The 15,610-nt window shown below is 59.2% G+C and carries 15 protein-coding genes; 13 read left to right on the top strand and 2 right to left on the bottom strand.

All coding sequences use genetic code 11. The features are described 5' to 3' along the window. The first annotated feature begins 6 nt into the window (after window positions 1–6). The 9 genes from JFT81_RS22325 to coaA all read left to right on the top strand — a co-directional run bounded on the left by JFT81_RS22325 (window position 7) and on the right by coaA (window position 8,482). Window positions 7–1,365, top strand: a complete 1,359-nt coding sequence (locus tag JFT81_RS22325) for an OprD family porin (RefSeq protein ID WP_201229111.1) — start codon at window positions 7–9, stop codon at window positions 1,363–1,365. Between the two features lie 308 nt (window positions 1,366–1,673). Next, a complete protein-coding gene (locus tag JFT81_RS22320; protein ID WP_095186915.1) occupies window positions 1,674–2,312 on the top strand; it encodes a peroxiredoxin in 639 nt (212 codons plus the stop codon). 309 nt (window positions 2,313–2,621) lie between these two features. Then, window positions 2,622–3,215 carry an NADPH-dependent FMN reductase gene (gene ssuE / locus JFT81_RS22315; protein ID WP_201229109.1) on the top strand — a complete coding sequence of 198 codons (594 nt, stop codon included), beginning with the start codon at window positions 2,622–2,624 and terminating at the stop codon, window positions 3,213–3,215. Between the two features lie 89 nt (window positions 3,216–3,304). Then, on the top strand, window positions 3,305–4,285 hold the full coding sequence (locus JFT81_RS22310; protein WP_201229107.1) for a sulfonate ABC transporter substrate-binding protein: 981 nt from the start codon (window positions 3,305–3,307) through the stop codon (window positions 4,283–4,285). A 25-nt stretch (window positions 4,286–4,310) separates the two neighbouring features. Then, on the top strand, window positions 4,311–5,459 hold the full coding sequence (ssuD, locus tag JFT81_RS22305) for an FMNH2-dependent alkanesulfonate monooxygenase (RefSeq protein ID WP_141125856.1): 1,149 nt from the start codon (window positions 4,311–4,313) through the stop codon (window positions 5,457–5,459). A gap of 8 nt (window positions 5,460–5,467) precedes the next feature. Beyond that, window positions 5,468–6,250 carry an aliphatic sulfonate ABC transporter permease SsuC gene (gene ssuC / locus JFT81_RS22300; protein WP_003229260.1) on the top strand — a complete coding sequence of 261 codons (783 nt, stop codon included), beginning with the start codon at window positions 5,468–5,470 and terminating at the stop codon, window positions 6,248–6,250. Beyond that, window positions 6,247–7,053 (top strand): aliphatic sulfonates ABC transporter ATP-binding protein, encoded by an 807-nt coding sequence (gene ssuB, locus JFT81_RS22295; protein ID WP_201229105.1) that lies wholly within the window; start codon window positions 6,247–6,249, stop codon window positions 7,051–7,053. The genes ssuC and ssuB overlap by 4 nt, the downstream gene beginning before the upstream one ends. 106 nt (window positions 7,054–7,159) lie before the next feature. Continuing rightward, entirely contained in the window at window positions 7,160–7,375 is a 216-nt protein-coding gene (locus JFT81_RS22290; RefSeq protein WP_003229256.1) for a TOBE domain-containing protein, read from the top strand. A gap of 153 nt (window positions 7,376–7,528) precedes the next feature. Beyond that, a complete protein-coding gene (gene coaA / locus JFT81_RS22285) occupies window positions 7,529–8,482 on the top strand; it encodes a type I pantothenate kinase (RefSeq protein ID WP_201229104.1) in 954 nt (317 codons plus the stop codon). Between the two features lie 4 nt (window positions 8,483–8,486). Here coaA and JFT81_RS22280 read toward each other — a convergent pair whose 3' ends face one another. Both JFT81_RS22280 and JFT81_RS22275 read right to left on the bottom strand, forming a co-directional pair. After that, complete coding sequence (locus JFT81_RS22280) at window positions 8,487–9,125, bottom strand: TetR/AcrR family transcriptional regulator (protein ID WP_201229102.1); 639 nt, start codon at window positions 9,123–9,125, stop codon at window positions 8,487–8,489. A gap of 300 nt (window positions 9,126–9,425) precedes the next feature. Continuing rightward, window positions 9,426–10,802 (bottom strand): glutamine synthetase family protein, encoded by a 1,377-nt coding sequence (locus tag JFT81_RS22275; RefSeq protein WP_007913842.1) that lies wholly within the window; start codon window positions 10,800–10,802, stop codon window positions 9,426–9,428. A 278-nt stretch (window positions 10,803–11,080) separates the two neighbouring features. Between JFT81_RS22275 and JFT81_RS22270 the strand changes: the two genes are divergently transcribed. From JFT81_RS22270 to JFT81_RS22255, 4 genes are all read left to right on the top strand, one after another. Then, window positions 11,081–11,446: a glutamine amidotransferase gene (locus JFT81_RS22270; protein ID WP_201229100.1), complete on the top strand. Its 366-nt coding sequence runs from the start codon at window positions 11,081–11,083 to the stop codon at window positions 11,444–11,446. Window positions 11,447–11,541: 95 nt separating this feature from the next. Then, window positions 11,542–12,900, top strand: coding sequence for a glutamine synthetase family protein (locus tag JFT81_RS22265; protein ID WP_008085328.1), 1,359 nt, complete (start codon window positions 11,542–11,544; stop codon window positions 12,898–12,900). A gap of 55 nt (window positions 12,901–12,955) precedes the next feature. After that, complete coding sequence (locus JFT81_RS22260) at window positions 12,956–14,320, top strand: aspartate aminotransferase family protein (RefSeq protein ID WP_201229099.1); 1,365 nt, start codon at window positions 12,956–12,958, stop codon at window positions 14,318–14,320. 171 nt (window positions 14,321–14,491) lie between these two features. Then, a complete protein-coding gene (locus JFT81_RS22255; RefSeq protein WP_201229097.1) occupies window positions 14,492–15,601 on the top strand; it encodes a polyamine ABC transporter substrate-binding protein in 1,110 nt (369 codons plus the stop codon). Window positions 15,602–15,610 lie beyond the last annotated feature (9 nt).

Genomic DNA, 15,610 nt, shown 5'->3' with positions numbered 1-15,610 from the left:
CTTTACATGAACAAGTCCACCTTGGCCCTGGCTGTGGCCGTAGGGGTTATGGCGCAGCAGGCAGGCGCCGCCGGTTTCATCGAAGACAGCAAGGCCACCTTGGGCCTGCGTAACTTCTACATCAACACCGACAACCGCGACAGCGCTGCCAAAACCGCTTCGGGCGTGCAGAGCAAGAACGAAGAATGGGGCCAAGGCTTCGATCTGCGCTTCATCTCCGGTTACACCCAAGGCACCGTCGGCTTCGGTATCGACGCGATCGGCCTGCTGGGCGTCAAGCTGGATTCGGGCGGCGGCACCAACGGTGCTACCTCGACTTCCTACGGCGGCACTGTGTTCCCGAGCAAGTCCAACGGCGAAGCTGTTGATAACTTCTCGAGCCTGGGTCTGACTGCCAAGGCCAAGATCTCCCAGACCGAACTGAAGCTGGGTACTCTGCAGCCGAAGAACCCGGTCATCGTCACCAACGACGGTCGTCTGCTGCCACAAACCTGGCAGGGTGGCCAGATCACTTCCGGCGAGATCAAGGACCTGACTCTGGTCGGTGGTCAAGTCGAGCACGTGAAAGGTCGTAACTCGAGCAACGAAGAGCAGCTGTCGATCGGCGGTGCCAACGCTCGCGTCGCCAACAGCAACAAGTTCATCTACGCCGGTGGTGACTACAAGATCACCAAAGACCTGACTGCCCAGTACTACTACGGCAACCTGGAAGACTTCTACAAGCAGCACTTCCTGGGTCTGGTTCACAACTGGGCAATCGGCCCGGGCGTATTGAAGTCCGACCTGCGCTACTTCAACAGCTCGGATGATGGTGCCAACTCCAACACTCCGGCCTATTACAGCAACGGTAACTACACCGGTCAGGCTAGCGGTAAAGGCAAGGTCGACAACAACCTGTACAGCGGCTTGTTCCTGTACACCGTTGCAGGTCACACCTTCGGTGGCGGCTACCAGGTTTCCAACGGTAGCAGCGACTTCCCTTGGCTGAACCAGGGTGACGGTTCGTCCAACGGCACCATCACTGACATGCAGATCCAGAAGTTCGGCCGTGCCGGCGAGCGTACCTGGCAAGCACGCTACTCGTATGACTTCGCCAAAGTCGGCCTTCCAGGCCTGACCGCCGGTATGGTTTACCTGCGTGGCGACAACATCGACACCGTTTCCGGTACTCGTCCATTCGCAGAGAACGGCAACGGCCGCTCCGAGTGGGAACGCGACCTGACTATCGGTTACGTGATTCCAGAAGGCCCGGCGAAGAACCTCGGCTTCATGTGGAAAAACGCTACCTGGCGCAACGACATCCCAGGTCAACGTGACCAGGATGAAAACCGCCTGATCGTCAGCTACTCGATCCCGCTGCTGTAATAGCGCGCTCCTGCAGCTGATGTAAAAAGCCTGATGTAAAAAAGCCCCGTCCGGCATCGCGCCGGACGGGGCTTTTGCGTTTTCGAGTCAGACTCACCCCCGTAAGCCCTCCCCGAAATTCCCCTCTTTACAGCAACTCAAGGCCTTCTCGAACCTTGCGGCCGATGTTCGTCGGGATGCCGACAAGCGTCCAGTGAACGATGTTTAATATTCCTTTGAGATCTAAATATCTCATTATTTATTCTTTTTCATGACGCCAAATCCCAAGCTACAGTTGAGGTCTCCAACAACTCATCAGGAGCAGCACCATGAGCCTCAGACTCGGCGACATCGCCCCCGACTTCGAACAGGATTCCAGCGCCGGCAAGATTCGTTTCCACGAGTGGCTGGGCGATAGCTGGGGCGTGCTGTTTTCCCACCCGGCGGACTTCACCCCGGTGTGCACCACCGAACTGGGCTTCACCGCCAAGCTCAAGGACGAGTTCAGCAAGCGCGGCGTCAAAGCCATCGCGCTGTCGGTCGACCCGGTGGACTCGCACCACAAGTGGATCGAAGACATCAACGAAACCCAGAACACCCTCGTCAACTTCCCGATCCTGGCGGACGCCGATCGCAAGGTCTCGGATCTGTACGATCTGATCCACCCCAATGCCAACGACACGCTGACCGTGCGTTCGCTGTTCGTGATTGATCCGAACAAGAAGATTCGCCTGACCATTACTTATCCAGCGAGCACCGGACGCAACTTCCACGAGATTCTGCGGGTGATCGATTCGCTGCAACTCACCGATAACTACAAAGTGGCCACGCCGGCCAACTGGCAGGACGGTGACGAGGTGGTGATTGTGCCGTCGCTCAAGGATGAGGAAGAGATCAAGAAGCGCTTTCCGAAGGGCTATCGCGCCGTGAAGCCATACCTGCGCCTGACGCCGCAGCCGAACAAGTAAAGTTTCTCGGTGTAGCCACCACCGCCATCGCGAGCAGGCTCACTCCTACATTTGAAATGCATTGCCCTGTAGGAGTGAGCCTGCTCGCGATGGCATTAGTCCAGTCACTACAGAACCACTAAGCAGGGGATTTCGGGCCGTTTCGACGGCCTTTTTTTCGTCCGGAAAAACGCGATTCGTATATCTCTTAATCGTATAACCAAATGAATAAATATGATTTATGGATATATAAATCAGCTGGTAAGGTCACTCCCATCGAAGCGAGATCGCAACCCGCGAATCGCCTGTAACGCTTAAGGAATCGTCTCAATGCTGGTTGTCTCACTCGGTGGCAGTCCCAGCCTGCGCTCCCGTTCCGGGGTGCTGCTGGAGCGCTCGCAACGTTGGTTGCAGCAGCAGGGCGTGGAAGTGGTGAGTTATCAGGTACGGGATTTCCCGGCCGAGGATTTGCTCCATGCCCGCTTCGACAGCCCGAAGGTGCTCGACCTGCTGCAACAGATCGAAAACGCCGACGGCCTGCTGATCGCCACGCCGGTGTACAAGGCTTCGTTTTCCGGTGCGTTGAAGACCCTGCTGGATCTGCTACCCGAGCGCGCCCTGAACCACAAAATTGTTCTGCCGATGGCCACCGGCGGCAGCATCGCCCACATGCTGGTGGTCGATTACGCGCTCAAGCCCGTGCTGTCGGCATTGAAGGCCCAGGAAATGCTCCAGGGGATTTTCGCCGAGGACAGCCAGATCGCTTACGGCGAAGGCAGTGCTCAGGCGCAACTGGCACCGGCGCTGGAGCAGCGTCTGCATGAAGCGCTCGACCAGTTTGTCGGCGCCATGGCGCGCCGGCCGAAACCGCTGGAACCGGGCCTGTTGAACGAACGTTTGTTGAGTGCTCGCTGGAGCATTTAAGCCTCACCGAAATTTGAAGTACTCGCCTTACTCGCCCGCCAACGGGCAAGCAGGTGCAGCCAAAACCCAACAGCAAAAAGGAGAGCGCTATGCGCACTGTATTTTTGCGTCGTGGTCTGGTCGCTCTGTTTGCTGCGGCTGTCACCTTCGGCGCCATCACTCAAGCTCAAGCCGAGACATTGCGGATCGGTTATCAGAAATACGGCACGCTGGTGCTGCTCAAAGCCAAGGGCACCCTGGAAAAACGTCTGGCCGCCCAAGGCGTCGACGTGCAATGGACTGAGTTCCCCGGCGGCCCGCAATTGCTCGAAGGCCTCAACGTCGGTTCGATCGATTTCGGCGTGACCGGCGAAACCCCGCCCGTGTTTGCCCAGGCTGCCGGCGCTGATTTGCTCTACGTCGCCTACGAGCCGCCGGCGCCGAACAGCGAAGCGATCCTCGTGCCGAAAGACTCGCCGATCAAATCGGTGGCCGATCTCAAAGGCAAGAAAGTCGTGCTGAACAAAGGCTCCAACGTTCACTACCTGCTGGTACGTGCACTGGAAGACGCCGGCCTCAAATACACCGACATTCAAACCGTCTTCCTGCCGCCGGCCGATGCCCGCGCCGCGTTCGAGCGTGGCAGCGTCGACGCCTGGGTTATCTGGGATCCGTACCAGGCCGCCGCCGAGAAACAACTGCAAGCGCACACCCTGCGCGACGGTAGAGGCATCGTCGACAACCACCAGTTCTATCTCGCGACCAAGCCTTACGCACAGAAAAATCCCGAGGTGATCAAGGCCCTCGTCGAGGAAGTGCGCGCCGTCGGCGAGTGGTCGAAAGCCAACCCTCAAGAGGTCACCGAGCAGGTCGCGCCACTGCTCGGCCTGCCGGCAGACATCACCCTGACTTCGGTGAAACGCCAGGGCTACGGCGCGCTGTTCCTGACCCCGGAAGTGGTCGCCGCGCAACAGAAAATCGCTGACACGTTCTTCCAGCTCAAGCTGATTCCCAAGCCGCTGAGCATCAAGGATGTGATCTGGACACCACCGGCCGCTGTGGCCCAAAGCTCGGCCACCCAAGCCCAGTAATTCGAATCCCCAAGGAGACCACTCCATGAGCCTCAATATCTTCTGGTTCCTGCCTACCCACGGTGACGGCCATTACCTTGGCACCGCCGAAGGCGCTCGCGCCGTCGACCACGGTTATCTGCAACAGGTCGCGCAAGCGGCGGATCGTCTGGGCTTCGGCGGTGTGCTGATTCCTACCGGCCGCTCCTGCGAAGACTCGTGGCTGGTGGCGGCGTCGCTGATCCCGGTGACCCAGCGTCTGAAATTCCTCGTCGCCCTGCGTCCCGGGATCATTTCCCCGACAGTAGCAGCGCGCCAGGCCGCGACACTGGATCGCCTGTCCGGTGGTCGTGCGCTGTTCAATCTGGTGACTGGCGGTGACCCGGAAGAATTGGCCGGCGACGGACTGTTTCTCAGCCACGAAGAGCGCTATCAGGCCTCGGTGGAATTCACGCGTATCTGGCGTCGTGTGCTGGAAGGCGAAACCGTTGACTACGACGGCCAGCACATCAGCGTGAAGGGCGCCAAATTGCTCTATCCGCCGATCCAGCAACCGCGTCCGCCGCTGTACTTCGGCGGCTCGTCGGAAGCGGCGCAGGACTTGGCCGCCGAACAAGTGGAAATGGTCCTGACCTGGGGCGAGCCGCCTGCAGCGGTTGCCGAGAAGATCGCACAGGTTCGCGCCAAAGCTGCCAAGCTCGGCCGCACCGTACGCTTCGGCATTCGTCTGCATGTGATCGTCCGTGAAACCAACGCCGAAGCGTGGCAAGCCGCAGATCGGCTGATCTCGCACCTCGACGACGAGACCATCGCTCGTGCTCAAGCCTCGCTGGCGCGCTTTGATTCGGTCGGCCAGCAGCGCATGGCGGCACTGCACGGTGGCAGCCGCGACAACCTCGAAGTCAGTCCGAATCTGTGGGCCGGTGTTGGCCTGGTGCGCGGCGGTGCCGGTACAGCGCTGGTCGGCGATGGTCCAACCGTGGCGGCTCGCGTGAAGGAATACGCAGACCTGGGCATCGACACCTTCATCTTCTCCGGTTATCCACACCTCGAAGAGTCGTATCGCGTCGCTGAACTGTTGTTCCCGCACCTCGACATCGAGCGTCCGGAACTGCCGAAAAGCGCCGGTTACGTCAGCCCGTTCGGCGAGATGGTCGCCAACGACATTCTTCCCAAAGCCGCGTCGCAGAGCTGAGGCGCGCCATGAAGAAAATCATCCACAGCCTTGCGCCCTGGGCGTTGCCGGTGTTGTTGCTGGCGGTGTGGCAGTTGTCCGTGTCGGCCGGTTGGTTGTCGACGCGGATTCTGCCGGCACCGGTGGCGGTGATCGAGGCAGGCGTCAGTCTGGTGCGCAGCGGCGAAATCTGGACGCACCTGGCGATCAGCGGCTGGCGCGCGGCCCTCGGCTTCACCATCGGCGGCAGCATCGGTCTGGTGCTGGGTTTCATCACCGGCTTGTCGAAATGGGGCGAACGCCTCCTCGACAGTTCGGTGCAGATGATCCGCAACGTGCCGCACCTGGCGCTGATTCCGCTGGTGATCCTGTGGTTCGGCATCGACGAGTCGGCAAAGATTTTCCTGGTGGCGTTGGGCACGTTGTTCCCGATCTACCTCAACACGTATCACGGCATCCGCAACGTCGATCCGGCGCTGGTGGAGATGGCACGCAGTTATGGCCTTTCCGGTTTCAGCCTGTTCTGGCAGGTGATTCTGCCGGGCGCGCTGCCTTCGATTCTGGTCGGCGTGCGCTTCGCTCTGGGCTTTATGTGGCTGACGCTGATCGTCGCCGAAACCATTTCGGCCAGTTCCGGCATCGGCTATCTGGCGATGAACGCCCGCGAGTTTTTGCAGACCGACGTGGTGGTGCTGGCGATCCTGCTTTACGCGGTGCTCGGCAAACTCGCCGACCTCGCGGCCCGTGGACTTGAACGTGTGTGGTTACGCTGGCATCCGGCTTATCAGGTTGCCAAGGGAGGTGCGGCATGACCGCTCAACAACCTCCACGCCTGCTGCGCGGGATTCCGCTGGCAGTGCGCAACCTGCAGAAAACCTTCGGCGCACGGCAAGTGCTGCGCGACATCGATCTGCACATTCCGGCGGGGCAATTCGTCGCCGTAGTCGGGCGCAGTGGCTGCGGCAAAAGCACTTTGCTGCGCTTGCTCGCCGGCCTCGATCAACCGACTGGCGGCGACTTGCTGGCCGGCGCAGCACCGCTCAGCGATGCGCGGGAAGACACCCGGCTGATGTTCCAGGAAGCACGCTTGTTGCCGTGGAAAAAGATCATCGACAACGTCGGCCTCGGCCTCAAAGGCGACTGGCGGCCGAAAGCGCTCGATGCGCTGGAAGCTGTCGGTCTGGCGGATCGCGCCAACGAATGGCCAGCCGCCTTGTCCGGCGGGCAGAAGCAGCGTGTTGCGCTGGCTCGGGCGCTGATTCATCAGCCGCGGCTGCTGTTGCTCGACGAGCCGCTCGGCGCACTGGACGCGCTGACCCGCATTGAAATGCAGCAACTGATCGAACGTCTCTGGCAGCAGCACGGCTTTACCGTATTGCTGGTGACCCACGACGTCAGCGAAGCGGTGGCGATTGCCGACCGCGTGATTCTGATCGAGGACGGCGAAGTCGGCCTCGATCTGCATGTGGAACTGCCGCGGCCGCGAGTGCGTGGCTCGCACCGATTGGCAGCGCTGGAAACCGAAGTGCTTAACCGTGTTCTCTCCCTGCCCGGCGAACCGCCGGAGCCGGAACCCGTTTCACCACTGCCTACGCAACTGCGTTGGGCTCAATGAAGCAGCTGCGAGTTTCAAGCTACAAGCCACAAGTAGAAGCGCTGTGCGTTTGCTTGCCGCTTGAAGCTTGCCACTTGCCGCTTATTTCGACCTCAGGAGAAATATCATGACTATCAAAGCCATCAACGTCCGCAACCAGTTCAAAGGCTCAATCAAGGAAATCGTCCTCGGCGACGTGCTGTCGGAAATCGACGTGCAAACCGCCTCCGGCATCGTCACTTCGGTGATCACCACCCGTTCGGTCAAGGAACTGGAACTGGTGGTGGGCAGTGAAGTGATCGCTTTTGTGAAATCCACCGAGGTGTCGATCGCCAAGTTGTAATCGATGCGCAACACACGCCCCGGACGGCTTGAGCCCTCCGGGGTTTTTTTTGTCTGGGTCTGGCAAATGAGATCGAGGCTGACGGGCGTGGTTTGGAGGCCCTGAGCATATCTGCTATGTTCCGGCTTTTGCCAAGGCACATACAGGAAGATTATGACCACGAAGCAGGATGCCGCAGGGCATTCGCCCGCTCACCGCGAGTACCGGGAATTTACTCGCGAGCAATGGTCTGCCTTGCGGGAAGAGGCGGCGCAGAGCCTTTCGGCCACGCAAATGAATGCGCTGATCAGCCCCACGCAGCCCATCACCCGCGAGGAGGTGGAAAAAATCCTTCTGCCGCTGTCGCGCCTGTTGAATCTGTACGCAGAGTCAGCGCAATCGGCAGGTCTGGTGCAAAGTGAGTTTCTTGGCGAACCGGCCCGCAAGCCACCGTACGTTATCGGTATCTCCGGCAGTGTCGCGGTGGGTAAAAGCAGCTTTGCCCGAGTATTGTCGGCACTTCTGGCGTCCTGGCCGGGCTCGCCGAATGTGCAGTTGGTGACCACCGACTCCTTTCTGTTTCCGCTGGCGACGCTTGAGCAGAACAATATTCTGCACCGCAAAGGATTCCCCGAGTCGTACGATCGGGCGCGCCTTCTCGACTTCTTGCACACCGTGCGCAACGAAGGAGCGCCAGTACAGATCCCGGTGTATTCGCACGTTCGCTACGACATTCTGGTCGACGAGACGCAGACCGTGCAGGCGCCGGATATCATCGTTCTGGAAGGCCTGAATGTCCTGCAGGAGGACAAACTCGACAGCCTCAACGTCCTCGATTTCGTCGACTTTTCCATTTATGTCGACGCGGCACCAGAGGACATCAAGCGCTGGTACCTTGAGCGTTTCGTCTATTTGAAGAACACCGCTTTCCAGTCTGGCGAGTCGTACTTCAACAAGTACAAATCGCTGTCGGACGATGAGGCGCTGGCCATGGCCTCGGCGACGTGGGATCGGGTCAATCTGAAGAACCTTGTTGAAAACATCCTGCCAACCCGTGACCGGGCGAGTCTGATCCTCAACAAATCGGCCGATCACTCCATCGATAAAATCCTGCTGCGGGCGATCTGAATCATCAGTCGGTGATGGCGCGCTTGGGCAGGTAGGGCGGCAGATACAGGCCGATGTAGGCATCGAATACGCGCATGCCTTCCTCGGCCATGCGCGGGGTGATCTGACCGTGTTGCTGCACCGAGCGTGCGTAGACGCGGTCGCCCAACTCCATCGCCAAGGCAAACACATCGACATCGGTCGGCAGCCTTGGCAGTTCGAAATGATGGTCGAACAATTTGTGCATGAGGTCGCCGAGTTCGATGTCGTGCTGGCGGTCGGCTTGCGTCACTTCGGTGAGCCCGTGCTGAGCGAGGATCAACTGGCGCGCGGCGGCGTCTTCGTCGTAGATTTCCAGCATGCGCTGTTCCACCAGACGCGACAGATCCCGCCAGTCACGCAAGCTTTCATGATCGATCGGCGCTTGCAGGCAGGCGCGGAAGGCTGCGTGCACATCGGCGGTCAGCGCTTCGAGCAATGCCGGCACGCTGGCGAAGAAGTGGTACACGGAGGAGGGCGGGATCTGCGCGCGCTCGGCGACGCTGTAGATCGACAGGCTGGCCACACCCTCGGCGGCCAGCAATGTACGCGCTGCGTCGAGTATCGAATCGATCCGCGCCTGGCTGCGGGCACGGGGTTTGCGAACGGGGGCGGGACGCGTCATGAAAGTCTCCTGCGGGGCAGCGGGCATTGTACGAGCCGGGTTCGATGTTGTCTGCCAGTACCCTGTGGCGAGGGGATTTAGCGAAACGTCACACCGCCCCGTTCGGCTGCGCAGCAGTCGTAAACCCTGAGAACCGGTTATTCCTGACACACCGAGTGGGATGGGTTTGGGGCTGCTTCGCAACCCAACGGGGCGGTGCGACGTTTCGCTAAATCCCCTCACCACAGGTTTTGTGTTCGGCCATAAAAAAACGCCGCTGGCTGAATCAGCCGACGGCGTTTTTTTTGCAGCTACATCCGCTTAAACGGTATGCAGGTACCAGTTGTACTCAAGGTCGGAGATGGAGTGTTCGAACTCCTCCAGCTCGCTTTCCTTACAGGCGACGAAGATATCGATGTATTTCGGATCGATGTACTTGGCCATCACCTCGCTGTCGTCCAGCTCACGCAAGGCATCGCGCAAGTTGTTCGGCAGGCTCTGCTCGTTCTGCTCGTAGCTGTTGCCTTCGACGGGCGCGCCCGGCTCGATCTTGTTGGTCAGGCCGTGGTGCACGCCTGCAAGAACAGAAGCCATCAACAGATACGGGTTGGCATCGGCACCGGCTACACGATGCTCGATACGCACGGCATCGGAAGAACCGGTCGGTACGCGAATCGCCACGGTGCGGTTGTCCAGGCCCCAGCACGGCGAGTTCGGCACGTAGAACTGGGCGCCGAAACGACGGTAGGAGTTGACGTTCGGGCAGAGGAAAGCCATCTGCGCGGGCAGGGTCTCGAGCACACCGCCGATCGCGTGACGCAGCGCGGCGTTCTGCTCGGGATCCTCGCTGGCAAAAATGTTTTTGCCTTCTTTATCCAGAATCGAAATGTGTACGTGCAGACCATTACCTGCCTGGCCCGGGTACGGCTTGGCCATGAAGGTGGTGTCCATTTCATGGTCGTAGGCGATGTTCTTGATCAGACGCTTGAGCAATACCGCGTAGTCGCACGCCTTGATCGGGTCGGCGACGTGGTGCAGGTTCACTTCGAACTGCGCCGGGGCACTTTCCTTGACGATGGCGTCGGCCGGGATGCCTTGCTCTTTGGCACCTTCCAGAATGTCCTGGAGGCAGTCGACGTATTCGTCGAGGTCGTCGATCAGGTAGACCTGCGTCGAGTGCGGACGTTTACCGGAGATCGGCGAGCGTGGCGGCTGCGGACGGCCGTTCACGTTTTCCTGGTCGATCAGGTAGAACTCGAGTTCGAATGCGGCGCAGATGGTCAAACCCAGCTCGTCAAACTTTGCAACAACTTGACGGAGCACTTCGCGTGGATCAGCGAAGAAAGGGTCGCCTTCGAGTTCGTGCATGGTCATCAACAGTTGCGCGGTAGGGCGCTTCTGCCATGGCTCGTTGCACAGGGTATCGGGGATTGGATAGCAGATACGATCGGCGTCGCCGATGTCCAGGCCCAGGCCGGTGCTTTCCACCGTTGAACCATTGATATCCAGAGCAAATAGAGAGGCCGGCAGGTTGATGCCTTTCTCGTAAACCTTGTGGAGGCTGGTGCGTTCGATGCGCTTGCCGCGCACCACACCATTCATATCCGCAATCAGAAGGTCAACGTACAGAACCTCAGGATGTTCCTTAAGGAACGCGTTCGCTTCGTTAAGCTGAACGGCACGCGGGGGTACCGACATGATGCAACACCTTTGTTGTTAAAAATATCAATCATTGATCTTTTCTGGTTTCAGTCAACCCGAACGGCCTGCCGAAGTCAAGCGAGGCCTTTTTTGCCCTAAAAAAGCGCCGCGAGGGCATTTATGGGGCACTTTGAGGCGCTTTTCAGTCATTGAGACGCTTGCCACCCGCAGGCTTGAGCAGGCCGTGTTGTATTTTTTACGGGGGTGTTGTGTAAAAAAATGAACAAGGCTAAGCTCCGATCAAACCCATAACAGCAATAATACCGGGGTGCTTCATGTCTCGCCTGCCGTTAATCGGCATCACCGACTGCTCGCAACAGTCCGGTCTGCATGCTTATCACATCAGTGGCGACAAATCCGTCCGTAGCGCAGCCAGCATGGCGCGCAGCCTGTCGACGACATTCTCGTCAGCGGCAGCCAGAACGGCAGCGTCCGATATTCTGGACGTATGGCAAAGCATTCTGTTTATGGCGTTCCCTTCCAATATAGATCTCTTTCGATCCCAAAACCTGAACCGCTCACCGAGCCGTGCTCATGATTCTGCACGCATTGGAAATATCGAGTGTGCACAGCAAATGCAACGCCAGCGTAAAGGGCAGGTAAGCTTCTCTTTCATTGTCTATGCGCGGTGCCTGGCGTAAGCCCGCACTGCGCACAAGCAAGCCCCCTTCAACGCGACGCGCAAGCGTCAAACTTTGCCTGACATTGCGTCAGGAGACTCAGCCCAGAGGCATTTATGAGTAACAACCTCGACCAGCTCACCGATTGGTTGAAAGACCACAAGATCACAGAAGTCGAATGCATGATCGCCGACTTGACCGGTATCACCCGGGGCAAGATTTCGCCGACCAACAAGTTCATCGCCGAAAAAGGCATGCGCCTGCCAGAGAGCGTGCTGTTGCAGACCGTGACCGGCGACTATGTCGAAGACGACATCTATTACGAGCTGCTCGACCCGGCCGACATCGACATGATCTGCCGCCCCGACCAGAACGCTGTGTACATGGTGCCGTGGGCCATCGAGCCGACCGCGCAGGTGATCCACGACACCTACGACAAGCAAGGCAACCCGATCGAGCTGTCGCCGCGCAACGTCCTCAAGAAAGTCCTCAAGCTCTATGCCGACAAGGGCTGGCAGCCGATCGTGGCGCCAGAGATGGAGTTCTATCTGACCAAGCGCAGTGACGATCCCGACTATCCGTTGCAGCCGCCAATCGGCCGCTCGGGCCGTCCGGAAATCGGTCGTCAGTCGTTCTCTATCGAAGCGGCGAACGAATTCGACCCGCTGTTCGAAGACGTCTACGACTGGTGCGAATTGCAGGAGCTGGACCTCGACACGCTGATCCACGAAGACGGCACGGCGCAGATGGAAATCAACTTCCGTCACGGTGACGCCCTGTCGCTGGCCGACCAGATCCTGGTGTTCAAGCGCACCATGCGTGAAGCCGCGCTGAAGCACGACGTGGCCGCGACCTTTATGGCCAAGCCGATGACCGGCGAGCCGGGCAGTGCCATGCACTTGCACCAGAGCATCATCGATATCGAAACCGGCAAGAACGTCTTCTCCAATGAAGACGGGACCATGAGCCAGCTGTTCCTGCACCACATCGGCGGTTTGCAGAAACTGATCCCTGAGCTGTTGCCGTTGTTCGCCCCGAACGTCAACTCGTTCCGCCGCTTCCTGCCAGACACCTCGGCGCCGGTGAACGTGGAGTGGGGCGAAGAAAACCGCACCGTGGGCCTGCGCGTACCGGATGCCGGCCCGCAGAACCGTCGGGTGGAAAACCGCCTGCCGGGCGCCGACGCCAACCCTTACCTGGCGATTGCCGCGAGCCTGCTCTGCGGTTACATCGGCATGGTCGAGGGCCTCAACCCGAGCGCACCTGTGGTTGGCCGTGGTTACGAGCGCCGCAACCTGCGCCTGCCGTTGACCATCGAAGACGCACTGGAGCGTATGGAAAACAGCACCACCGTCGAGAAATACCTCGGCAAGACTTTCATCACAGGCTACGTCGCGGTCAAGCGGGCCGAGCATGAAAACTTCAAGCGCGTGATCAGTTCGTGGGAGCGTGAGTACCTGCTCTTCGCCGTCTGATACGCCGGGCGCGGCCTCACAAGCCGCGCCTTCACCGATAACAAGGAGAATTGGCATGACCAGCAACAACCCGCAAACCCGCGAGTGGCAAGCGCTCAGCAATGATCACCACCTGGCGCCGTTCAGCGATTTCAAGCAGCTGAAAGAGAAAGGCCCGCGGATCATCACTAACGCCAAGGGCGTTTACCTGTGGGACAGCGAAGGCAACAAGATCCTCGACGGCATGGCGGGTCTGTGGTGTGTGGCCATCGGTTACGGTCGCGATGAACTGGCTGACGCTGCCGCCAAACAGATGCGCGAACTGCCTTACTACAACCTGTTCTTCCAGACCGCGCACCCGCCGGCACTGGAACTGGCCAAGGCCATCGCCGACGTTGCGCCAGACGGCATGAACCATGTGTTCTTCACCGGTTCCGGCTCCGAAGGCAACGACACTATGCTGCGCATGGTTCGCCACTACTGGGCGATCAAGGGCCAGCCGAACAAGAAAGTCATCATCAGTCGCAAGAACGGTTATCACGGTTCGACCGTGGCCGGCGCGAGCCTCGGTGGCATGACTTATATGCACGAACAGGGCGACTTGCCGATTCCGGGCATCGTCCACATCGCTCAGCCGTACTGGTTTGCCGAAGGCGGCGACATGTCGCCGGAAGAGTTCGGCATCTGGGCGGCCAATCAGCTGGAAGAGAAGATTCTCGAAGTCGGCGTGGATAACGTTGGTGCCTTTATTGCCGAGCCGATTCAGGGTGCCGGCGGCGTGATCATTCCGCCAGACACCTACTGGCCGCGCATCAAGGAAATCCTCGCCAAGTACGACATTCTCTTCGTCGCCGACGAAGTGATCTGCGGTTTCGGCCGTACCGGTGAGTGGTTCGGTAGCGATTTCTACGACCTTGCGCCCGACATGATGACCATCGCCAAAGGCCTGACCTCCGGCTATATCCCGATGGGTGGCCTGATCGTCCGTGACTCGGTGGTGGCAGTGCTCAACGAAGGCGGCGATTTCAACCACGGCTTCACCTACTCCGGTCACCCGGTGGCGGCAGCGGTCGGTCTGGAAAACATCCGCATTCTGCGCGACGAAAAAATTATCGAGAACGCGCACAACGAAACGGCACCGTATTTGCAGAAACGTCTGCGGGAACTGAACGATCACCCGTTGGTGGGTGAAGTTCGCGGGGTCGGTCTGCTGGGCGCAATCGAGCTGGTGCAGGACAAGGCCACTCGCAAGCGTTACGAAGGCAAGGGCGTCGGCATGATCTGCCGCCAGTTCTGCTTCGACAACGGCCTGATCATGCGCGCTGTGGGCGACACCATGATCATCGCGCCGCCGCTGGTCATCAGCAAAGCGGAGATCGATGAGCTGGTTACAAAGGCACGCAAATGCCTCGACCTGACCCTCAGTGCGTTGCAGGGCTAGGTGCTAGGCTCTGAGCGGGGGAGCTGCGGCGCTCTCGCTCAAAGCTGTCAGAAAGGCTGGTCTTTTCTTGAAAGACCGCCTCGGATCTTGCCAGACTAGCCGCGGTTCCAGTTGTCCGGGTTCGGCCGCTGAACAATGTGGTTCAAAAAAGAAAAATTTGGAGCATGACGCATGAAGGCATTAGGTAAAAAGCTTGCTGGCAAGACTCTTCTCGCCCTGTCCGTCGCGGGGATGATGGCGGGTGCGGTTCACGCGGACGACAAAGTGCTGCACGTCTACAACTGGTCCGACTACATCGCTCCGGACACCATTGCCAACTTCGAGAAAGAGTCCGGGATCAAAGTCGTCTATGACGTCTTCGACAGCAACGAGACCCTGGAAGCCAAGCTGCTGGCAGGCAAGTCCGGCTACGACGTGGTCGTGCCGTCCAACAACTTCCTCGCCAAGCAGATCAAGGCTGGCGTTTACCAGGAGCTGGATCAGTCCAAGCTGCCTAACTGGAAGAACCTGAACCAGGATCTGCTCAAGGCCGTTTCGGTCAGCGACCCAGGTAACAAACACGCCTTCCCGTACATGTGGGGCTCGATCGGCATTGGTTACAACGCCGAGAAGGTCAAGGCTGCGCTGGGCGTCGACACCATCGATTCGTGGGACGTGCTGCTCAAGCCTGAAAACATCGCCAAGCTCAAGGGCTGCGGTGTGAGCTTCCTCGATTCGCCGACCGAAATGCTCCCGGTCGCGCTGCACTACCTGGGCCTGCCAACCGACAGCCAGAAGAAAGAAGACATCAAGAAAGCCGAGGAGCTGTTCCTCAAAATCCGTCCTTCGATCACCTACTTCCACTCCTCCAAGTACATCTCGGACCTGGCCAACGGCAACATCTGCGTAGCCGTCGGCTACTCGGGTGACGTGCAGCAAGCCAAGTCCCGTGCCGCTGAGGCCGGTGACAAGGTCAAAGTCAGCTACGCCATTCCGAAAGAAGGTGCCGGCAGCTTCTTCGACATGGTCGCCATCCCTAAAGATGCCGAAAACGTCGAAGGCGCCTACAAGTTCATGACCTTCCTGCAGAAGCCTGAAGTCATGGCCGGCATCACCAACGCCGTACGTTTCCCGAACGGTAACGCCGCTGCAACGCCACTGGTGGAAAAAGACATCACCAGCGATCCAGGCATCTACCCGCCAGCCGACGTGCAGGCCAAGTTGTATGCCATCGCCGATCTGCCAGCGGCAACCCAGCGCGAAATGACCCGCAGCTGGACCCGAATCAAATCCGGTAAATAAACCGGTTTG

Source organism: Pseudomonas sp. TH43 (assembly GCF_016650635.1).
In the GTDB taxonomy this organism is placed as follows: Bacteria; Pseudomonadota; Gammaproteobacteria; order Pseudomonadales; family Pseudomonadaceae; genus Aquipseudomonas.
This window is presented reverse-complemented; position numbering and strand designations above follow the sequence as displayed.